The sequence below is a fragment of the Bartonella fuyuanensis genome, assembly GCF_014197255.1.
Taxonomy (GTDB): Bacteria; Pseudomonadota; Alphaproteobacteria; order Rhizobiales; family Rhizobiaceae; genus Bartonella; species Bartonella fuyuanensis.
Genome location: NZ_JACIFE010000002.1, coordinates 138,634 through 163,998 on the forward strand (window position 1 = coordinate 138,634; position 25,365 = coordinate 163,998).

General features: G+C 36.3%; 16 protein-coding genes, 1 tRNA gene and 3 pseudogenes. 11 read left to right on the forward strand and 9 right to left on the reverse strand.

The window, feature by feature from the left end; translation table 11 throughout:
* Positions 1 to 255, reverse strand: a pseudogene (locus GGR08_RS01990) (hypothetical protein); the annotation flags it as partial.
* 52 nt (positions 256 to 307) lie between these two features.
* Here GGR08_RS01990 and GGR08_RS01995 point away from each other — a divergent pair.
* Both GGR08_RS01995 and GGR08_RS02000 read left to right on the forward strand, forming a co-directional pair.
* Positions 308 to 622, forward strand: coding sequence for a type II toxin-antitoxin system RelE/ParE family toxin (locus tag GGR08_RS01995; RefSeq protein WP_183193737.1), 315 nt, complete (start codon positions 308 to 310; stop codon positions 620 to 622).
* A gap of 16 nt (positions 623 to 638) precedes the next feature.
* A complete protein-coding gene (locus GGR08_RS02000) occupies positions 639 to 935 on the forward strand; it encodes a HigA family addiction module antitoxin (protein WP_183193738.1) in 297 nt (98 codons plus the stop codon).
* Between the two features lie 42 nt (positions 936 to 977).
* On the opposite strand, the pseudogene GGR08_RS08640 reads toward GGR08_RS02000, so the two are convergent.
* The 3 genes and pseudogenes from GGR08_RS08640 to GGR08_RS02010 all read right to left on the reverse strand — a co-directional run bounded on the left by GGR08_RS08640 (position 978) and on the right by GGR08_RS02010 (position 1,957).
* A pseudogene (locus tag GGR08_RS08640) lies at positions 978 to 1,257 on the reverse strand (hypothetical protein).
* Positions 1,254 to 1,676: pseudogene (locus GGR08_RS02005) on the reverse strand (phage antirepressor KilAC domain-containing protein); the annotation flags it as partial. The pseudogenes GGR08_RS02005 and GGR08_RS08640, both read right to left, overlap by 4 nt.
* A 206-nt stretch (positions 1,677 to 1,882) precedes the next feature.
* Positions 1,883 to 1,957 (reverse strand) — tRNA-Glu (locus GGR08_RS02010).
* A 1,249-nt stretch (positions 1,958 to 3,206) separates the two neighbouring features.
* Here GGR08_RS02010 and GGR08_RS02015 point away from each other — a divergent pair.
* The gene (locus GGR08_RS02015) at positions 3,207 to 4,526 is read left to right on the forward strand and encodes a homoserine dehydrogenase (RefSeq protein WP_183193739.1); all 1,320 of its coding nucleotides are present in this window, start codon (positions 3,207 to 3,209) and stop codon (positions 4,524 to 4,526) included.
* Positions 4,527 to 4,665: 139 nt separating this feature from the next.
* The gene (glpX, locus tag GGR08_RS02020) at positions 4,666 to 5,652 is read left to right on the forward strand and encodes a class II fructose-bisphosphatase (RefSeq protein WP_183193740.1); all 987 of its coding nucleotides are present in this window, start codon (positions 4,666 to 4,668) and stop codon (positions 5,650 to 5,652) included.
* Between the two features lie 119 nt (positions 5,653 to 5,771).
* Here the strand turns inward: glpX and GGR08_RS02025 are convergent, their stop codons facing one another.
* Positions 5,772 to 6,878 carry a branched-chain amino acid aminotransferase gene (locus GGR08_RS02025; RefSeq protein WP_183193741.1) on the reverse strand — a complete coding sequence of 369 codons (1,107 nt, stop codon included), beginning with the start codon at positions 6,876 to 6,878 and terminating at the stop codon, positions 5,772 to 5,774.
* A gap of 283 nt (positions 6,879 to 7,161) precedes the next feature.
* On the opposite strand from GGR08_RS02025, the gene GGR08_RS02030 reads away from it, so the two are divergent.
* Positions 7,162 to 7,437: a hypothetical protein gene (locus tag GGR08_RS02030; protein ID WP_183193742.1), complete on the forward strand. Its 276-nt coding sequence runs from the start codon at positions 7,162 to 7,164 to the stop codon at positions 7,435 to 7,437.
* A gap of 181 nt (positions 7,438 to 7,618) precedes the next feature.
* Here the strand turns inward: GGR08_RS02030 and GGR08_RS02035 are convergent, their stop codons facing one another.
* The 3 genes from GGR08_RS02035 to GGR08_RS02045 all read right to left on the reverse strand — a co-directional run bounded on the left by GGR08_RS02035 (position 7,619) and on the right by GGR08_RS02045 (position 13,260).
* Complete coding sequence (locus GGR08_RS02035; RefSeq protein ID WP_183193743.1) at positions 7,619 to 10,123, reverse strand: SPOR domain-containing protein; 2,505 nt, start codon at positions 10,121 to 10,123, stop codon at positions 7,619 to 7,621.
* Between the two features lie 146 nt (positions 10,124 to 10,269).
* The gene (argS, locus tag GGR08_RS02040) at positions 10,270 to 12,027 is read right to left on the reverse strand and encodes an arginine--tRNA ligase (protein ID WP_183193744.1); all 1,758 of its coding nucleotides are present in this window, start codon (positions 12,025 to 12,027) and stop codon (positions 10,270 to 10,272) included.
* 30 nt (positions 12,028 to 12,057) lie between these two features.
* Positions 12,058 to 13,260 carry a deoxyguanosinetriphosphate triphosphohydrolase gene (locus tag GGR08_RS02045; RefSeq protein ID WP_183193745.1) on the reverse strand — a complete coding sequence of 401 codons (1,203 nt, stop codon included), beginning with the start codon at positions 13,258 to 13,260 and terminating at the stop codon, positions 12,058 to 12,060.
* Between the two features lie 108 nt (positions 13,261 to 13,368).
* On the opposite strand from GGR08_RS02045, the gene GGR08_RS02050 reads away from it, so the two are divergent.
* From GGR08_RS02050 to glmS, 5 genes are all read left to right on the forward strand, one after another.
* Positions 13,369 to 13,692 carry a HesB/IscA family protein gene (locus GGR08_RS02050; protein ID WP_183193746.1) on the forward strand — a complete coding sequence of 108 codons (324 nt, stop codon included), beginning with the start codon at positions 13,369 to 13,371 and terminating at the stop codon, positions 13,690 to 13,692.
* A gap of 1 nt (position 13,693) precedes the next feature.
* Positions 13,694 to 14,722, forward strand: a complete 1,029-nt coding sequence (locus GGR08_RS02055) for a carboxypeptidase regulatory-like domain-containing protein (RefSeq protein WP_183193747.1) — start codon at positions 13,694 to 13,696, stop codon at positions 14,720 to 14,722.
* A 43-nt stretch (positions 14,723 to 14,765) separates the two neighbouring features.
* Positions 14,766 to 15,554, forward strand: coding sequence for a cytochrome c biogenesis protein CcdA (locus GGR08_RS02060; RefSeq protein WP_183193783.1), 789 nt, complete (start codon positions 14,766 to 14,768; stop codon positions 15,552 to 15,554).
* A gap of 14 nt (positions 15,555 to 15,568) precedes the next feature.
* Positions 15,569 to 16,918, forward strand: a complete 1,350-nt coding sequence (gene glmU / locus GGR08_RS02065; RefSeq protein WP_183193748.1) for a bifunctional UDP-N-acetylglucosamine diphosphorylase/glucosamine-1-phosphate N-acetyltransferase GlmU — start codon at positions 15,569 to 15,571, stop codon at positions 16,916 to 16,918.
* A gap of 159 nt (positions 16,919 to 17,077) precedes the next feature.
* The gene (glmS, locus tag GGR08_RS02070; protein ID WP_183193749.1) at positions 17,078 to 18,901 is read left to right on the forward strand and encodes a glutamine--fructose-6-phosphate transaminase (isomerizing); all 1,824 of its coding nucleotides are present in this window, start codon (positions 17,078 to 17,080) and stop codon (positions 18,899 to 18,901) included.
* Positions 18,902 to 19,293: 392 nt separating this feature from the next.
* Here glmS and recG read toward each other — a convergent pair whose 3' ends face one another.
* Positions 19,294 to 21,402: an ATP-dependent DNA helicase RecG gene (gene recG / locus GGR08_RS02075; protein ID WP_183193750.1), complete on the reverse strand. Its 2,109-nt coding sequence runs from the start codon at positions 21,400 to 21,402 to the stop codon at positions 19,294 to 19,296.
* 362 nt (positions 21,403 to 21,764) lie between these two features.
* Between recG and dnaE the strand changes: the two genes are divergently transcribed.
* A complete protein-coding gene (dnaE, locus tag GGR08_RS02080; RefSeq protein WP_183193751.1) occupies positions 21,765 to 25,253 on the forward strand; it encodes a DNA polymerase III subunit alpha in 3,489 nt (1,162 codons plus the stop codon).
* Positions 25,254 to 25,365 lie beyond the last annotated feature (112 nt).

Below are 25,365 nucleotides of genomic sequence, written 5' to 3' on the forward strand. Positions count from 1 at the left end.
CGCTAATTGGTCAACAAAGCGTGTGCTATCTGCATATGTTGCATAACATTCAACATTTAGCGTTAAAACACGTCGCCTTACTCCATAATCATCCCCATCTTCAATCGTTTCACTTTGTATTGAGATATTAATGGTCGGCGTTGTTTCAATAAATAAATTGAAGTCATGCATATTGAAAATATTGTCACCAGCAGCCGTCTTTGCTGCTTTAATCAACGCAACAAAGCTTTCCCTTATCGTTTCTCTCGGATGCATGAGTGTTCCTGTTATTTAACATTTATCCTTTTCTTTAGATTGGTATCGTGTTATGATACATAAAAGAACGAATAAAGGTGATTTGGTGATTGAATCTTTTGCGGATAAGCGGTGTAAAGATCTTTTAGAAGGCAATCCGCCCAGAGGCTTTTTTACCACTCTAGTACGCATAGCACAAAGAAAATTGTTTATGCTCGATAAAGCAGTTGATCTTAAAGATTTGCGCAGTACTCCGGGAAATTGTCTAGAGGCATTGAAAGGAGAGCGTAAAGGTCAATATTCTATTTGTATTAATGACCAGTTTCGTCTTTGTTTTGAATGGCGTACTAATGGCGCCTATGAAGTTGAAATCGTAGATTATCATTGATCTGTAGGAGGTCGAGTTGAAAAATTATATAGCGATTCATCCCGGAGAAATTTTACGAGAGGAATATTTAAAAGAATATGCTCTGTCTGCTTATGCTCTTGCAAAAGCATTAAATGTTCCACGCACGAGAATAGAACGTATTGTTGCTGAGAACGGTCCAGTGACTCCCGATACAGCACTAAGATTAGCCTGTTTTTTTGATACTACTGCTGAATTTTGGCTTAACATGCAAGTTGCTTATGACGTTAGTATATTACAAATTGAAAAAGCAGACGAATTTGCCAAAATCAATAAATTTGAATGTAGGGTTTAACCATCTCCCCATTTTGAGAACAGGGAGGGGAGTTCTATTTTTTTAATTAAGCAACCTTTTAATGGGGCTTTCTAAATAGGGCATAAGTTTGCAATGACGGTTTCATGCTGTGCGGTAGTTCTGAAGTTCCAAAACCTGTAAGAATTGCAGGAATCTTTGTAATATTCAGTATTTCATCTTGAAGTTTTAAAATCAAAACTTTTTCTACTACATTCATGATGTCAACCAGAGCACTACAATTTTTATCATCTACATATTCACAATTTACAAACTGAAACAATGCTATCCACAAATCGCATAAGAAATAGGTGTCTATCTTTATTGGACACCTTCGTGAATTTTCTCTCTCAAACATGCCGATCCTTTGGATGTAATTTTCGTTGAATGGAGTACCTTTTCTGTACCATCTGGTCTTTGAATGGTAATAGCGGGACAATCCATGAATCCTTTCTTAATTTTGTCCTGATAAGGTAACAATGGACCACTTGGAGCCCGTCGATATACCCAGTCATGTTTACGCAAGTAATTCGTTAAATCTTTTAGTCGCACCTCTAACATTTTTGCAACTTCGATGAGACCAAACAGACTATCAGAGCGCTTTAAATCTTCTAAAGCTCCAGCTTTTGGCGTCAATTCGGCAATGGTGTTATCTTTCTGCTCGATTTGACTTTGTAGATGATTTAAGACGCCAAGCAACGCTTCCATTTTGGAATAACCAACTTGTGGTGTTGCTGATTGTGATACGGTTCGAGAGTCTTTAAGGATTTTGATTTTTTAGAAGTTGAGGCTTTTTGAGCAGCAGGTAGGGCAAAAAAACACTCCGAAAAGAACTATTGATTCGCAATAATTAAGAGGCATATTAAAATCCTATTCTCTTAATATTTATGCATCCCTCACGGTGAAAAAGATACATAAAAACCAATAGATTGTGCACAGTAAAAAGGCTATGGTACGCCCAAGGGGAATCGAACCCCTGTTTCCGCCGTGAAAGGGCGATGTCCTAACCGCTAGACGATGGGCGCAAATCGATCATGAGGCTTATAGAGAGGATCTTTGTACTTCGCAAGCCCTTTGTGTCATTTTTTTAAAAAAAAATGTGTTTTATTGAATAACTTTTGAACGGTGCTTGTTTGAACTATTTTATTTTCTAAAATTTTTGGGACAAAAGTATAGAGTTATCACGATTGATAGAAAATTTTGATGTGAGGATCATTTCAATGAATGATATTTTCGTTTGTTTTCAGTTTGAGGAATAGGCAAAAATAACCAAAATGGCATTAAAAATGCGCTTATTTTTTATATATTTTTTAGTTGTTATCGTTACACTTGCATATAAGGATATTATTTAATTTTCTGGAAAGAGCTTTTATACAGAAGGTTTCTTATTTGTTACTAAGTTAATAAATAGCATGAATCGTAGAAAATTTTCTTTTGAAGAGTAGGTCATAGATTCTTTTTAGTTTTACAAAATGTTAAAGCAAATTTTTCAAACTATATTAAAAGTTGTTTTTCATCTTGCTTTTTACATGAGTGCAAGAAATTTGAAATTAAAAACTCTTCATTTGTTCTCGCACGTATTGAGTGAGGTCTTTATTTGAAAATGAATCGGCGTGGGTAAAGGGCTGATTTAGGTTCTTATCATTTCAATTCGTTAATTTTGCAAAGAGAGGGGAATGGCAATAAATTGAAGTAAAATATTCGAATTTTGTAAAGTTATTGGCTATGTTTATAATATCTTGGAATTACGGTATATACACATTAAGCTTTTTTTTATTTTAATGTAAGGTTCTATTTCGATATATAAGAACGTTAAAAATTTGATATTGAAGGACTATTTTTCAAACTATGGAATGGTAGAAGGGGATGGGGTATTATTTACTGATCTAATTTATTGTCTATTCTTTTAATTTATCATATGAGAGAATGTTTTTTATTAAATAGAAGAGATATTTTTGTGTTTTCTTACCAATTTTTCAATCTTATTTATTGATTATTTTATAACTTTTTTTGTGCTTTGTTGATAGAGTCTAGTTTTTATGAAAAGATTTTTGGTTTTTAAAAACAAAGCAATTTTTTATGGAAACTTGTATTTATCAGTTTTGCAGATTTTTATGCTGAATTAGATGCTTTAATAAAGGTTCTAAAATCTTTGAAGAAAGTAGATATTTGTATTTTTAGGAATTTTTATTAAACAAGTAGGGATAATGCGATTAGAGAAAATTGCGTGAAGAGAGTAGGTTTTCAATGAAGATAGGCATCAGTGGTTAGATAATGGCAGAATCTTTAAAAGTTGGCATTGCGGGACTTGGTACGGTTGGTACTTCAGTTGTTCAAATTCTACGTGAAAAAGCGAATAGTTTAGCTTGTCAATGTGGACAATTAATCAAAGTCGTTGCTGTTAGTGCGCGAGATAAAGGCCGTAATCGTGGAATTGATCTCAGTGAGATAAGATGGTTTGATTCACTTATGGAGATGGCTGCCTCTGATGAAATTGATGTTTTTGTAGAGTTAATTGGTGGTGAATTGGATGTTGTATATAATGCTGTTAAGAAGGCGCTTGAAACGGGCCATCATGTTGTAACTGCCAATAAAGCTCTTCTTGCTCGACATGGAGTAGAGTTGGCTATAATTGCAGAAAAAAAAGGTGTTTTTCTGCATTTTGAAGCAGCCGTTGCAGGGGGAATTCCTATTGTTAAAGCGATGAGAGAATCGTTCTCGGGTAATCACATATCACGGATTTATGGTATTCTTAATGGAACCTGTAATTATATATTAACACGCATGTTTACGAAAGGGCTTTCATTTAAAGATTGTTTAGCAGAAGCACAGAGACTTGGTTACGCTGAAGCAGATCCAACTTTTGATATTGAGGGCGATGATACTGCTCATAAATTAGCTTTATTGACGAGTTTGGCATTTGGGACAGCTGTTTCGTTGGATGATGTTTATGTTGAAGGAATTCATAATATTTCGCAAATTGATATCCGAGCGGCTGATGAATTAGGATATCGGATCAAGCTTTTAGCGGTTGCATTAAAAACAGATTCTGGAATAGAGCAACGTGTTCATCCAACAATGGTACCAACATCTTCAATGATTGCTCAGATAAATGGTGTAACCAATGCCCTTTCTATTCAAAGTGATTTATTAGGTGAATTACTATTTTCTGGTCCTGGTGCTGGAGGAATGGCAACAGCATCCGCCGTTATTGGTGATTTGACGGATATAGCAAAAGCGCGTTTTGGTTTTTACTATTCACCTGTTTTTAAACGCCCAGCATTAGAACTTTCTCCTCATAAAAAAGCACGTATTTCGCATCATGCAGGAGGGTATTTTATTCGTTTAAATGTTCATGATCGTGCTGGTGTTTTTGCTGCGGTTGCAAGGCATATGGCTGATAATCACATTTCATTAGAATCGATTGTTCAGAGATCTTTTGTAGAAAATCAAATTGAAAAAACGATTATTTTAATCACGCATGAAACAACAGAAGTAAATGTGCGACAGGCACTTGCTGAAATTGAAAAAGATGGACATCTTATTGCAAAATCTCAATTCATTCGTATTGAACGTATGGCAAAGAATCGATAATTTTTTTATCATAATCAAAAGGCAAGATTGAGTGCTTTTGTCTCTTGTGGAAGGTTTTTACCTTTGCCAAACGCTTTATTTTTAGTGCTTGATAAGTATTAATGTTTTTTCTAATATTCATTCTGTAGGATTTTTTCATATGCCCACAACTCAGAAGATTATAAATGGATTTGATCGTATTTTGACACTTGAATTGGTACGTGTTACCGAATGTGCTGCTGTTGCTGCTGCACGCTGGCGTGGACGTGGAGACGAAAAGGCTGCAGATCAAGCTGCGGTCGATGCAATGCGAAGGGAACTTAATCGATTGCCTATCGAAGGAACTGTGGTGATTGGGGAAGGTGAGCGGGATAAAGCGCCTATGCTCTATATTGGAGAAAAAGTAGGTCTTCAAAATGGAGTGGAAATTGATATTGCACTTGATCCATTGGAAGGAACAACACTTTGTGCTAAAAATCTTGCTAATTCTTTGGCAGTTATTGCAATTGCTGCAAAGGGGAATCTTCTTTATGCTCCTGATGTTTATATGAAAAAAATTGCTATTGGTCCTGGTTATCCAAAGGGAGTGGTGGATATAGATGCTTGTCCTGCTGATAATATCTATGCACTTGCAAAAGCTAAAGGAGTGGCTGTTAATCAGATTACTGTTTGTATTATGGAGAGACCTCGTCATGAAAAATTGATTGATGAAGTACGAGCGACAGGGGCATCGATTCGCTTGATCGGTGATGGAGATGTTGCTGCGGTTATTGATACAACTAATCCAGAAGAAACAGGTATTGATATCTATATGGGTATTGGTGGAGCCCCAGAGGGTGTTTTAGCGTCTGCTGCTTTGCGCTGTATTGGGGGACAGATGCAAGGTCGTTTACTGCTTGATACAGAAGAAAAAATTTCTCGTGCAGCTAAAATGGGAATTAGTGATCCCAATAAGGTTTATACAATGGAAGAAATGGCAAAGGGTGATGTTTTATTTTCAGCAACAGGGGTGACAGATGGTAATATGCTTTCTGGCGTTAAATTCATGTCTCGCTACATTCAAACGGAAACTCTCGTAATGCGTTCCCATACAAGCACAGTTCGTAATATTAAAGCACAGCATAGAGATCATTCAAAATTTGATTAATGTTTTCTTTTTTTGTCTCCACTAAAAAATAAAAAAATCTTCAGCGAGAATCTGCGCTTCCATGAGGATAAATATATATGCATGGAAGCGTTTATAGATATGGGAATATCAGCTTATTATTATGAGAGTTGTACAGAATGTACCCAGCCATTTTTATCTTCTATGTTTCCTTTTTGAAGACCAACCAATTGCAGACGAAGTTGCTTTGTAATTTCTCCAACTGTCTCATTTCCGATGATAAATTCTCCTCCTTTATATCTAAAACGGCCGATTGATGTGACAACGGCAGCTGTACCACAAGCAAAAACTTCTGTAAGATGTCCACTCTTTGCGTCTTCCTGAAGAGATTTAAAAGAATAAGGACGCTCTTTTATCTCTAAACCCATTTGTCTCGCTAATTCTAAAAGTGAATGACGTGTTATTCCTGGAAGGATAGTTCCATTAAGTGGAGGAGTTACGAGTGTATTATCGTTCATAATAAAGCAGATATTCATACCACCAAGTTCTTCAATCCATTTATGTTCAATCATGTCAAGAAAGAGCACTTGGCTACAATTGTTTTCAGTTGCACTTTTTTGTGCAAGTAAGCTTGCTGCATAGTTTCCACCACATTTGGCAGCACCTGTCCCGCCAGGACCGGCTCTACTATAATCTGTTTCAATCCAAACACTGACAGATTTTTCTTCTCCTTTGAAATAAGATTCAACTGGAGAGGCTATGATACAAAAAAGATATTCTTGAGAAGGACGTACTCCCAAAAAGTTTTCATTGCCAAACATAAATGGTCGTATATAAAGGCTACTATCGGGATGATCAGAGACCCATTTTTGATCAATTTTTACTAATTGATGAACAGCATCTAGAAAAATCTCTTTTGGTAATTCTGGCATAGCTAATCTTTGTGCTGATTCTATAAAACGTTGTGCATTGGCATCAGGACGGAAAAGCAAAATACGCCCATCTCTTGCACGATATGCTTTTAGACCTTCAAAAATTTCTTGGCCGTAATGCAAAACGGTACTTGCAGGGTTAATTGCTAAAGCTTTATATTGAGAGATAATGGCATTATGCCAACCTTTGTCTTTAGACCATTGAATAGTACACATGTGATCTGTAAAAAATTGACCAAAACCGGGATTTTTTAGAATTTCTTCACGTTTTTCTTTTGGCAGAGGTGATAAGTGTTTTTCTGTCTTAAATGGAAGGGATGATAGAGGAGATTTCATAAGAAAAACCTTTTGAATATGTTTTATTTTTCAATAAAAATAATAAGCTATTTTAATCGTAACTCTATTATTAGCAAAACCTTTGTGTCAATGTTTTATTATAGAATTCAAAGATTATGGTAGATATTTTGGTTTCTATTCTTAGTTCTTTTATCAACTTTCTGCAGTGATATGGAACCTTTATCTGTATTTATCGTTTTCTCAAAGTAAGTATTTGAATAATTTTGTATATGCATATTTTCTAGAAATTTAACGGTAAGGGAATTGAGAAAAGGAATCTATCATGATTGATAAAAATTATCACACATATGAAGAACGTATGGCTGCAGAAAAAAAAGATCGTGAACAGCGCGTTTCAATCGCTAAGGGTATTTTTGCTATCCTTCTTGCGCTCGTTATTATCTGGTTTATTTTTGGTTTTTTGGGATCTTTTTTTGCAAAATCTCCTAAAAATATTTCGCATTATAATACTCCAGAAACAAGTCAGACCGTAACAACGCCTCAAAAAGATTTAAATTCATTACCTTCTGTACCTTATACCTATAAGGGTACGCAGTGATTTATTCATAAACATAATTTTTTAGCTAAGATAAAAACGGTGTAGCTTAAATAATACAGTTAGCGCAAATCCAGTAGGAGGAAAAGATTAAAACGATTTTTATTTCTGAAGTTTTCAGTAAGTAATTAATGGACTGTGGAATAAATAATGCAACTGGGTTAATAACCGTTGCGTTATTTATTTAGCGTGTGATGAAGCAATTTCCACCGGAATTTTTAATGTTTTCACAGAGAGATACAGCTTCATTCCGATTGTGTGTTTGAATACGAACTCGGTAATAGGTACCTTTTCCTGGTATAAAAGCCGGTTGAATATTTAAAGGACGGGCATCGATAAGGAAGCCAAATTTAGATTTCATATTTTTTAAAGAATCTTTAGCTAGCTCATACGTTGGTTGAGATGCAAGTTGTACATAATAATTTTCTGAATTTTGTGGTGTGACTCTGTTTGATGATGTGAGGTGAGACGCGGCAGATGCTTCAACGTGTGCATTTTTTTCTGCTTGAGAAGGAATTGGGATAAATTTTCCTTCAGTATTTAAGTTAAAAGTATTTTCAGCTATTATTTTATCGATACTATTTTTGAGATCATGTTCTATTTCTTGGTCATTTATATCGGAATCATACGACGAAACAAGAGACGAATTTTGAAGTTCATCAGAAGTTTGATTAATAGCTTCTTCAGATTGAGCGGTATTTTTGCTCTTTATTTGATGCACGGGAGATAGGGATACTGTACCATCTTGATTTACAATAACAGTTTGAACTTCTTTCGTGGGAACAGTATGACTGTTGGCTTCTGTGATTGCATCTTCAACATCAAATTCATTTGAAAAAGGTGATGAAAAGTTTAAAGATTCTTCTGGATTTAATTTCTCTAAATTTTCAGGTTGTTCAGAGTTATCAATAAGAAATTGTTGTGCATTCTCCTGTTTCTCATTTTGTTCAGTTGTTTGTTTATAGATATCTAAATTATGTTCAACATCATTTTTCGTTTCAGTCGTTTCTGGTTTGAGTTTAAAAGGCGCATTATCCGCGTGAATAATAATCGTTTCTTCATTTTTGTGTGATGTCATAAAAAAGTGAGAATAACCAGAAAATCCAATTGCTATTAAAATAAGAAGAAAAATACCTTTGATAAAAATTTTACTAAAAATAAAATTTTTTAAAGGAGAGGAAGCTGATGAATGCATAGGAATCTCATCTGAGCTTGTATCTGGTAAATTTTCGGTAAAAGAGGAAGAATTATACTCCATATTGGCAACAGAAAAATAGTCAGCATTTTGCTCTTTAGAGTTTATAGAAACACCTTCTTTTGAATTTTGCATAGTTTGATGAAAAACTTCATTAAAGACCTCATTTTTTTGTTGTTTTTGAGGAAAATTATCTGTTGGGATATTTCCTACATTGAGTACATCAGCAAATTCTTCTTCTAAACCACCACTAGTTGGTAAATCATATTCTGGGGCTTCATATGGAACTTCTGGAACCATAATAGGGCCAGTCTTTTCTACAATTTCCTCTGAAAATTTATAAGTATCAACACTGGGAGGGAGAGTATTTCTGTGCATATAATTGTGGGCAAAAAAACTAGCTGTTTGCTTCATATTAAGGGAGTCTGACGAGGAAAGAAACTCATTTAAATTATTTTCGTTATAGGAGGTTTCGCTGTCTGAGGTAGAGATATTTTCAGCGTTCTTGATGGCTTGGGCTTGAGCATCATTATCTATTGGAACTTTTTTGCTATAAATTTCTTGTTGTGAAAGGGGAGCTTCAAAAAAATAAGGATAATTGCTTGTATAATTTTCTTTTGTTTCCTCTTTTAAGTAAGACTGTTTACCAACTTGTGTAGAATATAAAGGTGAAGAGAAATCACCTGTTGTTTTATTTTTGGTAGTCTTTTGTTTTTCTGATGCAAAGTTAGAAGATGAAAAAAACTTATTTTCCTCTGTAGAAGAGGAGATATCAGTTTCAAGCCAATTTTCTTGATCCGCTGAAATTTTATAGGGATTGTTTAGGGGAGTTTCAAAGCAGTTTTGATTGTCATCATAATTTTTTTGTGGATTCTGAGTTTCTGATTGTTGTGAGGTTGCTTGTGAAAGATAGGCTTGTTCCATGGATTCTGCTGTATCCCGCTTATTTTCACGTTTTTCAGATTTATCAAAAAAGAAATTTTCTGATTCTGATTTTGAAATAAGGTTATTTTTTTCAAAAAAAGGGTTAACACTGGTTGATGGTGTTTTCTGGTGAGGTGATTGATTCTTTTGAATTGGTAATGGAGAAAGCGCGTCTAAAATTTGTTCCTCATCATGGTTAGCAGGTGAAGAATATTTCTCTTCAGACAAACTATTTTGTTTTAGATGCTTGAAAGAAGCAGTTTGTGCAATATCTGAATCTGATGCGTTGCTGATTGCGTGTAAATTCCATTGCTTTTTCTGATCATCAAATGATAAGTTATGCGTTAAATTGTCTGTCAGTTGCTCTTCTAAAAAGGATAAATCAAAATCATCATCATGAGGTAATGCTTCTCGGTGGGATGTTGATTGATTCGTCGGTAAAGAAAATCGCTCATTTTTGTTTCCGATTTGTTTGTTCGGATTAAAAATGCGTGTAATTCTTTCTAAAGTATCATGGTGTTCATGATCTTGTTTTGTTTCGTACAGATTTTTGCGATCGTTATCGCTCATAGCTTCTCTCACATGATGATTTGCACTTATGCGCAATCAACGGTTAATTTTGATTTATTTTAAAATTACAAATTTTCCCCCTCTCATGCAAGGATACATGAAAAAGTTTATCCATAGTATTTATTGTATGTATTTATAGAACTTTTTCAACGCATTTCTATTGGTGCTTCAACTCCTATGATGGTAAGCCCCGATGATAAAATATTGATAATAGCTTGTATCAATCCCAATCTTGCAAAGGATAATTCTTTATCATTAGGTTGAATAAAGCGTAAATTGAGATTTTCATTCCCTTTATTCCAATGAGTATGAAAGTTGGAGGCAAGATCATAAAGATAAAATGCTAATCGGTGTGGTTCCTTATGAACTACAGCCTGCTCAATGATACGTGGGTATTCAGAAAGTTTACGTATTAACAATATTTCGTTGTCATCTGTTAGTCGATGAAGATAGGCGGTTAATGTATCATTTGAAAAGCTTTCCATATAAAGCGCTTCTTGTGCTTGACGAAAGACTGAGTGACAACGTGCACTTGCATATTGTACATAAAAGATGGGGTTATCTTTTGATTGTTCTGTCACTTTTGCAAAATCAAAATCAAGAGGCGCTTCACACTTACGGTATAGCATCATAAAGCGTACTGGATCACGGCCAACTTCCTCGACAACATCTCGTAGAGTGACAAATGATCCTGCTCTTTTTGACATGCGTACAGGTTGGCCGTTGCGGAAGAGTTTTACCAATTGACATAAGAAAACACTTAATTTGGCTTTATTACCAGAAATTGCTTTTGCCATTGCCTCTAGTCGTTTTACATAGCCTGTATGGTCTGCTCCTAGTATATAAATCATTTCATCAAAATGACGATTTAATTTATCTCGAAAATAAGCAACATCAGCAGCAAAATAAGTGTAAGAACCGTCAGATTTGATTAAAACACGGTCTTGGTCATCACCAACATTTGTTGATCGGAACAAAGTCTGTTCATTTGGTTCCCAGTCTTCTATATTTTGTCCCTTGGGAGGAGGGAGTTTTCCTTTATAGATATAACCATTTAAAGTAAGGTCGTTAATTGTGTTATGAATAGCGCGTGCATTATCTGCATAAAGCATTCGCTCAGAGAAAAAAATATCATGATAAATATTAAGAGCAGCTAAATCCTCGCGAATCATGGACATCATTGCATGAATTGCACGTTCTTTCACAAGAGATAAGGATTCATCTTTATCCATGGTAAGTAGTTGATCACCAAACTCTTGAACAAGCGCTTGACCCAATGGGACTAAGTATTCTCCAGGATAGAGTCCTTCTGGAATTTCATTAATTTTTTGTCCAAGAGCTTCACGATAGCGCAAGAGCACGGAGCGAGCAAGGATGTCGATTTGCTGACCAGCATCGTTGATGTAATATTCTTTCGTAATGTTATAGCCAGTAAATTGTAGCAAATTAGAGAGAACGTCTCCAACAACGGCTCCGCGGCAGTGCCCTACATGCATTGGTCCTGTCGGATTTGCTGAAACATATTCAACATTGACACGTTTTCCTTGTCCTATTGAGATACGACCATAAGAAGTGCCTAATTCAAGCATAGATTTTAGAGCATCTTGCCAAAATAATTTTGTAAGCTTGATATTGATAAAACCAGGACCAGCAACTTCAATATTTTCAATGGAGGAGTCCTTTTTAAGGAGTTTTATGATTTGATCTGCAAGTGCACGTGGATTGAGTTCAATAGATTTTGCAAGCACCATAGCAGCATTGGTTGATAAATGACCATGAGAGGAATCACGGGGGGGATCAACGGTGATTTTTGATAAATCTAACTCGTCACCATTTTTTCTTTTTATATCAGATAATTCAATTGATCTCTTAATTTTTTTTTCGAAGTGTTTAAAGATATTCATATTTAACTTCCATGATAATGCTAAAAACTATTAAACGAAATTATCTGTACAATCAAATAAACGGTGATATTCACGTAGAGCGTAGTGATCAGTCATGCCTGAAAGAAAGTCAGCAATTAGACGGGCTAACTCTTGATTTTTTAAGTGCACTGTTTGACTGTACCAATTTTCAGGCATTGTATTTGGATTTTCATAATAACAATTGAATAATTTTTGTACAATGCATTTTGCTGCATTGCGACGACAGAGAACTTGTTCATGGTAATAAAGATTTTTAAATAAAAAGTTTTTTAATTCTTTTTCGTAAACGGTCATTATCGGTGAAAAGGTGACAATGGTTTGTTTTGCGTGGTAAATATCGTTTATGCTTGTTGGCTTGATGTATGCTAAGTTTTTTTGTGATTGTTTGATAACATCTTCAACCATGCTTGTTATTTGTCTTCGTATAAGTGTGTAACCACGTCGTGCTTGGTCGAGGTGGGGATGCTCATCTGTTATATCCTTTAATATTGCAGCTGTTAGTGAAACATCTTCAAATTGACCGAGTGTTAGAAATTGCGACCGTAAACCATCATCAATATCATGCGCATTGTATGCTATATCATCTGCAATAGCCGCACATTGAGCTTCTAGTCCTGCAAAACAATCGAGCGCAAGATCTTGCTTTGCATTGTATTGTAAAATATCGATTGGAACCTCCTTATTTTTTGCATGAGGTCCTAAAAGGGGACCATTATGCTTTACAAGTCCTTCGAGTGTTTCCCATGTAAGGTTAAGGCCATCAAAAATTGCGTAACGCTGTTCTAGTTTTGTGACAATGCGTAATGCTTGTGCATTATGGTCAAAGCCGCCATAAGGTTTCATAGCTTCATTAAGCGCATCTTCGCCTGCATGGCCAAAGGGCGTGTGTCCAAAATCATGAACAAGGGCAATGGCCTCAGCAAGGTCTTCATCAAGACACAAGGCACGGGCTAATGTTCGTGCAATTTGAGAAACTTCTATGGAATGGGTTAGACGAGTACGATAATGATCGCTTTCATCAGCAATAAACACTTGTGTTTTATGTTTAAGACGTCGAAATGCATTAGAATGGATAATACGATCTCTATCTCGTTGAAAAGGTGAACGCGTGCTGTTCATCGTTTCATGGAATAATCTACCACGGCTTGTTTGCGGATTCGCACTGTAGACTGCTCGATATTGGTAATTGAAGTTGATCTTGCCTATATCCATTGTAAGCTATCCATTATCATCTTAAAATTGCGAGTGGTTTATAACGAATAAACTTCTCTTTAAGTGTGGGATACTCTTTCTTGATGTTTTAATGCAAGGATATATAAAATGAATGTGAAAATTTCAGATGTTGCTGCCGAGAGAATTGCACAGATACTTTTGTGTGAACCCGATAAAATAGCATTACGTATTTCTGTTGTAGGGGGGGGGTGTTCTGGTTTTTCTTATAAATATGACTTGGTTTCTGAAATGCATAAAGATGACCTTGTTCTCAAAAAAGATGGGGCAATTGTATTTATTGATTCACTATCACTTCCTTTCATGGAGGGAGCTGAGATTGATTTTGTTGATGATCTTATGGGGCAGTCTTTTCAAATCTATAATCCCAATGCTGTTTCATCGTGTGGTTGTGGTGTAAGTTTTTCAATTTAGAATGATAGCATTAGTAATATTGTTTCTTGAAAAAAATATTATATTAGTCAACAATGTAAAAATGGATATTCTTATAAAAATAATGTACCGATGTGTGTGGTTATACGGGGTGATTATTTTAGTGGTGTGGAATCACTGTACTTTTTCGAAAGAAGGAGAAAGGCAAAGTCAGCAGCAGAGACAATCAAGGAGTTTTATTGTAAAATCTCAAGAGCAAGAAAAAGAAAATTTAGCATTTCAAACACAACTCATTTTGAAAGCTCGATTAACAAATAGTCATCAGGAGATTGATAAAGGGCTTGTTTGGCGGGTTTATGCACCTGTTCTAGGAATTGATAATAAATTACCATTAGTAGCAACCTATAAGGGGGGAAGAGCCCGTTTTGATCTAAATCCAGGAAGTTATCTTATTCATGTCTCATTTGGTCATATGAGTGCTGTGCGTCATATTCGTCTTGAGAATGGGCAGAGTCTTGTGGAAGACTTTGATCTTGAGGCTGGTGGTGTTATCTTAAATGCAACATTGCTCAATGGTGTGATTAATGAAAAAGAATTACATTTCACTATTTATGAGGATGAAAAGGAAAATGATGATACGGGAGTGATTTTATCAAATGTTAAACCCCAGTCAGTTGTGCGTTTAAAAGCTGGACGCTATCATGTTGCTTCCCATTACGGTTCTATTAATGCGACTGTTCGTTCAGAGATTCAAGTAGAGGCTGATAAAATGACAGAAGTTACTCTTGAACATCAGGCAGCTCAAATTGTCTTAAAATTGGTACGACAAGAAGGTGGAGAAGCACTTGCAGATACAAGCTGGTCTCTTGCTAATGATTCTGGTGATATTGTTCATGAAACTGTTGGTGCTTATGTTTTACTCGTATTAGCGGAAGGAGAGTATATTGCGATTGCTAAAAATAAAGATAAAATTTATCAAAAAGTTTTTTCGGTTGTTTCTGGGCATGATGAAGATATAAGTGTGGTGGCAAATGAACAAAATATGCAACGAATTGATGAAGACATGGATTGATAGTTTGTTTATAAGGCTAAACCATGATGAAAGATAGGGTTAAATTTTGTTTGAAATTTCAATAGTTGGGGTATTTTTCGCTGGGGTACTCTCTTTTTTTTCGCCGTGTGTTTTACCATTAGTTCCTTCTTATTTGTGCTATATGGCAGGTATTGGGATTGATGATTTTCGTTTAGAAAATCGTGAGAAGAAAGTCTTTATAAGATGGGCTTTATTATCTTCTGTTATTGCTTTTTCTCTTGGGTTTACCACTATTTTTGTGGCTTTAGGTGCTAGTGCAAGTACAATTGGTAAATTCATCAGTTATTATCGTGATTGGTTTACATTTGCTGCTGGAATTATTATTATTATTATTGGTTTAAATTTTTTAGGGTTTTTCAGGATTACTTTTTTATTTTGTGAAGCGCGTTTTCAGATCCATAAAATACCTACTGGTCTTTTAGGGGCATATGTTATTGGTTTAGCTTTTGCCTTTGGTTGGACACCGTGTATTGGTCCCATTTTAGGGCCTATTATAACGTTGGCTGGAACAAAAGAAACTGTGGGTGAGGGAGTTGTTCTATTAACGATTTATGCATTAGGTCTTACGGTTCCTTTTGTGTTGGCAGCTCTGTTTTCGAGCAGTTTTATGCGGTTTTTAGGAGCTTTTCGTATTCATTTAGGAAAAGTTGAAAAAATTATTGGTATTTTTCTTATTTTTACAGGAATTTTGTTTTTAACAGGCTCTATGCAGGATTTTTCATTTTGGCTTTTAGAATATTATCCTTCGTTGAGTTATATTGAAAGTATTCGCTGGCACGATATTATGATTTTTTTAGGATTTTCTCGTTAGTCTTATGTGTTTTTATGGTTAGAAGTTGTCTTTCTATTGTTCTTGCTGCAGGTGAGGGGACGCGTATGAAATCGTCTCTGCCTAAGGTGCTTCATAAAATTGCTGGATTGCCTCTTATATGCCACGTTCTAAGACAAATAGAATTGGCAGGTTCTTTACAATTAGCAGTCGTTGTGGGATGTGGGGCTAAAGAAGTTGCACACGTTGTTCAGTCATTTGTAAAAGATGTAATGATTTTTGAACAAAAAGAGCGTTTAGGGACGGCTCATGCTGTTTTATCTGCTCGTTTAGCTTTGCAGAAGGACGTAGATGATGTTCTCATTGTTTTTGGTGATACTCCTCTTATTCAGCAAAATTCATTGCTAGAGGTGCGTGCGCAACTTGCTGATGGAGCGGATGTTGTTTTTGTTGGCTTTCATTCCCCAAATCCAACAGGTTATGGACGTCTTCTCAAGAAAGAAGGTAAATTGATCGCAATTGTAGAAGAAAAAGATGCTAGTGATGAAGAAAAAAAGATTTCTTTTTGTAATGGTGGAATATTCGCTATGCGTGGGAAACATGCGCTTTCTCTTTTAGAGAAGGTTGATAATAACAATATGAAAAAAGAATATTACTTAACAGATATTGCTTCTCTTGCAATACGTGGAGGATTAGATGTACGCATCGTTGAAGTTCCTTTTGAAGATATTGTAGGAATTAATAACTGTTTTGAGCTTTCTGAAGCTGATTCTTTGTGGCAAAAACGTAAAGCATACGATTTAATGTTATCAGGTGTTACACTCTTAAAACCAGAAAGTGTATATTTTTCTTATGATACAGAAATTGAACCAGGTGTAGTGATAGAACCAAATGTTTATTTTGGATTAGGTGTGAAAGTACAATCTGGTGCTGTTATTCATGCATTTAGTTATCTGGAGGGTGCTGTGGTTGGTATAGATGCACAAGTTGGTCCTTATGCACGTTTACGTCCTGGAACAGAGTTGGCGAATTCCGTAAAAGTTGGAAATTTTTGTGAAGTCAAACAAGCCAAGGTAGGAAAAGCCTCTAAAATTAATCATTTAAGTTATATTGGTGATGCTGAAATTGGTGCACATAGTAATATTGGAGCCGGTACGATTACTTGCAATTATGATGGATTTAACAAATATAAAACTATGATTGGTGATAATGCTTTTGTTGGATCTAATACGGCACTTGTTTCTCCATTAGTGATAGGAGACGGTTCTTATGTTGCTTCAGGAAGTGTTATTACTAAAAATATTCCTATAAACAGCATGGCTTTTGGGCGTGCAAGACAGGTTATAAAAGAGGGCTATGCAACAAAATTTCGCGCGCGCTTATTAGAAAAAAAACAGAATAAATGATCATTTTCAATCTATTTCTTTATTTAGGGCTGATCTAAGGTAGGTAGGAGGTTGCCATACTCCATGTATAAGTTATTTTATTATTTACAGTTTTAAATAAAGGGGCTGTTGGATTGTTTTATAAGATTTAAATCTTAAAATGTGGGTTGGAGCTTTTAAATGTGCGGAATTATTGGAATTCTTGGAAAGAGCTGTGTCATATCCTCTTTGCTTGAGGGTTTAAGACGCCTTGAATATAGAGGTTATGATTCATCTGGGGTGGCAACAGTCCATAATGGGCGTCTTTATCGTATGCGTGCTGAAGGAAAACTTGATCATTTAGAAGAAAAATTAAAAAAAATACCTTTGAAAGGAAGTTTAGGGATTGGCCATACTCGTTGGGCTACGCATGGAGTTGCTGTTGAACGCAATGCGCATCCCCATGTGACTGAAAAGCTTGCGGTTGTTCATAATGGTATTATTGAAAATTTTGTAGAATTGCAAAAGGAACTCATTGAGGATGGTTATATCTTTGAAACAGAGACAGATACGGAAGTTATTGCGCATTTAATAACACGTGCATTAAAAAGAGGTCTTTCTCCGCAAGAAGCTATGCGCACAAGTTGGAAAAAGCTGCAGGGGACTTTTGCTATAGCTCTTATTTTTGAAGGTGAAGATAATCTTATGATTGCAGCTTGTTCTGGTCCACCGCTGGCGATTGGTTATGGAAAAGATGAGTTTTTTGTGGGGTCAGATGCTATTGCTTTAGCGCCATTTGTTGATCATATTAGTTATATGGAAGATGGAGATTGGGCTGTTCTCACACGGGAAGGTGTTACAATTTACGATGGACGCAATCAACCGGTAAAACGCCCTGTGACAACATTACTTGAAGGGGCTTTATTGATTTCTAAGGGTAATCATCGTCATTTTATGCATAAAGAAATGTTTGAACAACCTGAAGTAATTTCGCATAATTTGGCGCATTATCTTGATCTTGGAAATTATGCAGTTCGATCACTTGAGAATTTGATTAATTGGAAAAATATTAATCGACTTCTTTTTGCGAGTTGTGGAACGGCTTATTACTCAACCTTAGTTGCACGCTATTGGTTTGAAAAATTTGCTGCTTTAAGTGTTGATAATGATATTGCTTCCGAGTTTCGTTATCGTGAACCACCTGTAACATCTAATGTATTATCACTGTTTGTTTCTCAATCTGGTGAAACAGCTGATACATTGGCTTCTTTGCGTTATTGTCGTGAGAGGGGTATAAAAACAGCAACAATTGTCAATGTTAATCAATCAACAATGGCACGGGAGGCTGATTTTATGCTCCCAACATTTGCTGGACCGGAAATAGGTGTTGCTTCAACGAAAGCTTTTACCTGTCAATTGGCAACGCTTGCTTCATTAGCACTTAGTGCTGCTAAACAACGTGGTTATCTCTCAGCTCAAATGGAACAACAATTGGTTCAACAGTTGGCAGAAGTTCCACGTATTTTAAATGAGGTCTTAAAATTAGAGAGTAAAATTGAATGTATTTGTCGTGATTTGATGAATGCAAAAAGTGTTCTTTACTTAGGACGTGGAACTTCTTATCCGATTGCTTTAGAGGGTGCTCTTAAATTGAAAGAGCTTTCTTATATTCATGCTGAAGGTTATGCAGCAGGTGAGTTGAAGCATGGACCAATTGCATTAGTGGATGAGACAATACCCATTATTGTTGTGGCGCCTTATGACCGATGGTTTGAAAAAACTTTTTCTAATATGCAAGAAGTGGTAGCGCGCAATGGCCGTATTATTTTAATAACTGATAAAAAAGGAGCAGAAGCAGCGAGTTTTGAGATTTTATCAACGATTATTTTGCCAGATATTTCAGAATTTATTGCTCCTATTATTTATGCTCTACCCATTCAGTTAATCGCTTATCATACGGCTGTTTTGTTAGGAACAGATGTTGATCAACCCCGTAATTTAGCAAAATCAGTTACGGTTGAGTAAAAATAGATTTTATATTTCTGAAGTTTTTGAAAAATAATCAAGTGGAACAAATTGTGTTATGATGACGGCTTACTTTTCTCTGGTGCATGAGGATACCGAAGACAGGATTTTTCATACCAAATCTTTTATGGCAGAATAAAAATATTTCTTACCTGTCAAAAAATGGCTCAGTTGTGTAAATATAATGGGGAAAGAAATATGGTATTACTTCAGCTGTTTTAATGCAAGAGTAATCCAGGTTGAGAGAGAAGATACAACTGTTGGTTTGTTATTCTTTCGTGAAGCATAAAGATAGTGTAGGGATTGTATTAGGTTATCTAGAAGTGATTCCAAGAAAGGAATCAAATTTGAAGGGAGTTTTTTTATTTTTTATCAAAAGTTCTTTTTTATCGTTAGCCTGCTCGTAAGAGGCGTGTGGCATTGTCGTGTCCAAAAAGATAAAGAAGCAACCGTAAAGCTTGTCCTTGTTCAGAAGAAAGATGAGGATCGCGTTGTAAAAATAAACGTGCATCCTGTCTTGCCATTGACAAAAGATCGCTGTGAACTGCAAGGTTTGCTATATGAAACTCAGGTACGCCGGATTGTTTTGTTCCTAGAAGCTCTCCTTCTCCTCGCAAGCGCCAATCTTCTTCAGCGATTTCAAAACCGTCTTCTGTATTGCGTATAATATTAAGGCGCATTGCTGCTGTTTTTGTCAATGGATCTTTGTATAGCAGAATGCAGGAAGATTTTTTATCTCCTCGTCCCACACGCCCACGCAATTGGTGCAGTTGTGAAAGACCAAAATGTTCCGCATGTTCGATGATAATGATCGAAGCATCTGGAATATCTATCCCTACTTCAATAACTGTGGTTGCAACTAAAATACGTGTATTTCCGTATTTAAAAGATGTCATAGCGGCTTCTTTTTCTGCTGTCGACATTTTTCCATGGATCATACCAACGCGTGCTCCAAAGCGTTCACGAAGAAATACAAAGCGGTTTTCAATTGAAGTGAGATCAAGAGCTGTCGATTCCTCGATTAAAGGACAAATCCAATAGAGTTTTTCTCCTTTTTCTAATGCAATTTCGATTCGCTCGAGAAGTTCATCGATACGTTTCAAAGAAAGCGTTGCTGTTGTAATGGGTTGTCGTCCAATTGGTTTTTCTTTGATTTTAGATACATCCATATCGCCAAAAGCTGTTAAGACAAGAGTGCGAGGAATGGGCGTGGCCGTCATCACTAGCATATTAGGTTGATTACCTTTTTCTGTAAGAGCGATACGTTGATGGACACCAAAACGGTGCTGTTCATCGATAATAGTTAAAGCGAGATTGTTATAAGTAACGCTATTTTGTATGAGAGCATGGGTTCCGATAACAATAGAAACTTGACCTGATAAAATATCGTTCAGGATATTTGTCCGCAATTTTCCTTTTTCTCGTCCTGTTAAAAGAGTTGTTTGTAATCCAATCTTTTCGGCAAGACGAGAAATGGTAGAAAAATGTTGTCGTGCAAGCACTTCGGTTGGTGCCATTAAAGCTGATTGCCCTGAATTTTCAGCAATTTGTGCCATTGCCATTAATGCTACAACAGTTTTGCCTGCGCCTACATCACCTTGGAGAAGTCTTAGCATCGGTTCTGGTGAAGCAAGATCATTTGCGATCTCTTCTACCGCTTTTATTTGTCCGGTTGTAAGTTGAAAGGGAAGAACATTAAGTAACTTTTTAGTATAAATTCCTGTTGATGGTCGAGCAGTGCCAACAAGAGATTTGGTTTTCAAACGTACGAGGCCTAGTGCCAATTGACAAGCGAGCAATTCATCATAAGCAAGACGTTTACGCGCTGTACTTTCTAAAGATAGATCATCGGGATTAATGGGTGCATGGATACGATGTAAAGCAACAGAAAAAGAAGAAAAGTTTTGCTGCTTTTTTACATTTTCATTTATCCACTCTGGTAGAAGGGGAATAAAATCGAGAGCGTTTTGTATGGCACATCTTAGCGTCTTTGCAGTTAGACCTGTGGTCGATGGATAAATAGGTTCGATGAGAGGGATCTGATTTGATTGTTCGCTTGAGGTGATGTGGTCGGGATGTGCCATTGTAAGTTGTCCGTTAAACCATTCAACCTTTCCTGATACAACGACTTTTTTTCCTTCAGGAAGCTGTTTTTTTAGCCAAAGAGGATGGGCATGAAAAAAGACTAAATTTATTTTTCCTGTTTGATCATGAGCAATAACACGATAAGGGATTCGGTTATAACCACGGGGTGGTGGTTGATGTTGATCAATGACAATTTCAAGCGTAACCGTATCTCCTTCTTTTGCATAAGCAATATTGGGACGCATTCGACGGTCTATAACAGAATATGGCATTAATTGAAGAAGATCAATGAGAGTTGCTTCACGTTGTGTCGGGTTAACATTTAAGAGTTTGGTCAGTAAACCGTAGACTTTAGGTGTAATACCAGAAAGGGTTCGAATAGAATTAAAAAGGGGGAAAAGAAGACTTGGAAGCATGAGAAAATTTAACCTTCTCTTGTTGTTTTTTCTAGACCTTTAGAAAAGCTTTTTGGGGATAAAGTCAGTAAAAAGGTAGTTACTTTATTTACACATTGAGTTTTAGGAAAAGGAATTAATATTTAAAAGAGAAATGTAATAAAAGAGCGCAAATAAAGGTGCTTATATGAAATATACTTTATCTCCTTTTGATTTTAAGCGTTTATTTGCTGTGAATAGAGGTATTTTCCTGATAGAACTTTCTTATGGATATCAATAAAGTCACGTTTATGTGGGATGGCTTTAAAGATTAGAATAAACTAGCGTTTTTTCTTTTATAAGGGGGGCTGTTTGGCATTTATTTTGTAGTGGGAATTGTAAGTGTGATAAAAGATAAAAATAAAATGCAAGATAACAAAAATTCTCTTCCTCGCTTTATTCATTTGAGAGTACATTCAGCGTATTCCTTGCTCGAAGGAGCTTTAAAAATTCCCCAGATTGTTCAACAGGCGATTTCAGATCATACACCAGCGGTCGCTATTACCGATACCAATAATTTATTTGGTGCCTTGGAATTTTCACAGCATTGTCTTTCTCATGGGGTTCAACCTATTATTGGTTGTCAGCTTACTGTTGATTTTTGTAATAAAAATGATCATTCGCGTTTGGTTAAATGGCGTAATCCTTCTGATTTCTGCTCTATGGTTCTATTGGCTGCTAGCGAAACAGGTTATGCTCATTTGGTTCATCTTGTTAGCCGTGCTTATCTTGATAAATGTGATACTGATCCTCCTCATATTAAAGCTGATTGGTTGTCTGTGTATAGTGAAGGTATAATAGCTTTAACAGGAGGTAAGGGAGGACCTATCAATCTTTCTTTGTCAGAGGAAAAAAAAGAGCACGCTGTTGAGCGCTTAATTTATTTGAAAGAATCTTTTGCTGATCGTCTTTATGTGGAGTTACAACGGCATAGTTCTTATGACCGGAGAGTAGAAGCTGATCTTATTGAATTGGCTTATGCGCATGAAATTCCTCTTGTTGCAACGAATGAAGCCTTTTTTCTAACGAGAGAGGGGTATGAAGCGCATGATGCGTTGATGGCTGTTTCAGAAGGACAAATTGTCTCTAATCCAGATCGCAAACGTGTGACACCAGATCATTATTTGAAATCACAAGATGAAATGGTTGCACTGTTTTCTGATCTTCCAGAAGCTTTAGAAAATAGTGTGGAAATTGCATTTCGTTGTCATACTGCTACGCCCATTCGAAAACCAATATTGCCTCGTTTTATAGAACAATCTATTAATTCAGAAACGACTTTAGAAGTAGAAGATAGTGAGTTATTAAATCAGGCTAAAGCTGGTTTAAAAATGAGACTTGAAACAATTGGATTGGCGGAAGGGTATACGATTACAGATTATGAACAGAGGCTTGATTATGAAGTTTCAGTTATTACGCGTATGCAATTTTCTGGATATTTTCTTATCGTTTCAGATTTCATAAAATGGGCAAAGGTTCATGACATTCCTGTTGGTCCAGGGCGGGGTTCTGGTGCTGGTTCACTTGTTGCTTATGCATTAACGATCACTGATGTCGATCCATTGCGTTTTTCTCTTTTATTTGAACGTTTTTTGAATCCAGATCGTGTTTCTATGCCAGATTTTGATATCGATTTTTGTCAAGAAAGACGTGAAGAAGTTATTCAGTATGTTCAAAAAAAATATGGACGTGATCAAGTTGCTCAAATTATTACTTTTGGTAAGTTACAGGCACGTGCAGTTTTGCGTGATGTGGGCCGTGTTTTAGAAATTCCTTATCGTCAGGTGGATTATCTTACAAAATTGGTTCCCGCTACGCCAGGAAGTCAGGTGGAGTTGGCTGATGCTATTAAGGATGAACCTAAATTTGATGAAGAAAAGAAAAAAGATCCTGTCGTTGGGCGCGCATTAGATATAGCACTCCAGTTAGAAGGACTTTATCGTCACACTTCGACTCATGCTGCTGGGATTGTTATCGGAGACCGTCCACTTTGGAAGCTTGTACCGATGTATCGTGATCCTCGTTCCGATATGCCTGTTACACAATTTAACATGAAATATGTTGAACAGGCCGGATTGGTAAAATTTGATTTTCTTGGGTTAAAAACACTTACTGTTTTAAAAATGGCAGTCGATTTTGTTGCCAGAAAAGGAATCAAAATAGATTTGTCAAATATTCCACTGAATGATGAAGCAACCTACACTATGATGGCACGTGGTGAAACAGTTGGTGTGTTTCAAGTGGAAAGTTCTGGTATGCGCAAGGCTCTGATTGGAATGAGGCCAGATCGTATTGAAGATATTATTGCGCTGGTTGCACTTTATCGTCCTGGTCCAATGGAGAATATTCCAACCTATAATGCACGTAAACACGGAGAAGAGAAAATCGCTTCTATCCATCCTAAAATAGATCATCTGATTAAAGAAACGCAAGGTGTTATTGTGTATCAAGAACAAGTGATGCAGATTGCTCAGGTGCTGGCTGGCTATTCGCTTGGGGAAGCTGATTTATTACGTCGTGCTATGGGGAAAAAAATTCATGCAGAAATGCAAAAACAGCGTACGCGTTTTATCAATGGAGCCGTTGCTGGTGGTGTTGATAAAGATCAAGCTGATATTATCTTTGATCTTTTAGCAAAATTTGCCGATTATGGTTTTAATAAATCACATGCTGCTGCTTATGCAATTGTTTCTTATCAAACAGCCTATATGAAAGCAAATTATCCCGTTGAATTTTTAGCTGCTTCAATGACGTATGATATGACGAATACGGATAAGTTAAATGATTTTCGGCGTGAAGCATTAAGGCTGGGTATTGAAGTTATTGCACCTTCCATACAAACATCGCATCGTATTTTTGAAGTTGGTGATAATTGTATTTATTATTCTCTTGCTGCTATTAAAGGTGTGGGAGAGACAGTTGTAGATCATATCGTCGCTTGTCGTGGAAATAAGACTTTTAAAGATTTGGAAGATTTTTGTGCACGTGTTGATCCTCGTATTGTTAATAAGCGTGCGATGGAAAGTTTGATTTTCGCTGGTGCTTTTGATTGTTTTAATATTGCACGTGAGATTTTATTAGCGAATCTTGGGGCTCTTCATGCGCGGGCACTTCGTATTCTCGATGACAATTCTAGCGGGCAGGTTGATATATTTGGTGTGGCAGGCGGATTAAAAGAGCCCTTAATTTTAGCGCAATCTTCCCCTTGGTTGCCGGCTGAGAAGCTTTATCGAGAATTTCAAGCTATAGGTTTTTACTTTTCAGCTCATCCATTGGATGAGTATCAAGGTATTCTTATGAAAAAGCGTGTTCAGACTTGGGGTAATTTTGCCAATGCCGTTAAAGCAGGGGCAACGGCTGCACGACTTGCTGGAACTGTTGTGGCAAAAAACGTGCGCAAAACAAGATCTGGTAAAAAAATGGGAATTATTCATTTTTCTGATACAAGTGGACAATATGAGGCGGTTCTCTTTTCTGAAGCACTCTCGAATTATGAGGAGATACTAGTACCCGGAAAATCTTTTATTATTACGGTGAGCGCGGAAAATCGCTCTGAAGGGGTTAGTTTGCGCATTGAGACGATTCAGTCTTTGGAAGAGGAATCATTACAGCAGCATAAAATGATGCGTCTTTTTATAAAAACAGTTGATATGCTTCCACAAATTGAGAAAAATTTAAAGCTTGGGGGCAATGGAGAAGTTGGGATTGTTTTAATTCAAGAAGATGGATTGCGAGAAATCGAGATTGTGCTTCCCAAGCGATATAATGTGAATTCGCATGTTGCAAATACTATGAAATTAATTCAGGGAGTTATCAATGTAGAATTGAGTTAAAGCAAGATTAGAAGGTGGGAGCTATTTGGGGGAGGTATTTTTGCTTTTGTTTTTAGTAAATTATGATTGATTTTCAGTGTTCTAAATTCGAAAAACTCTTTTTTCTTTGTAA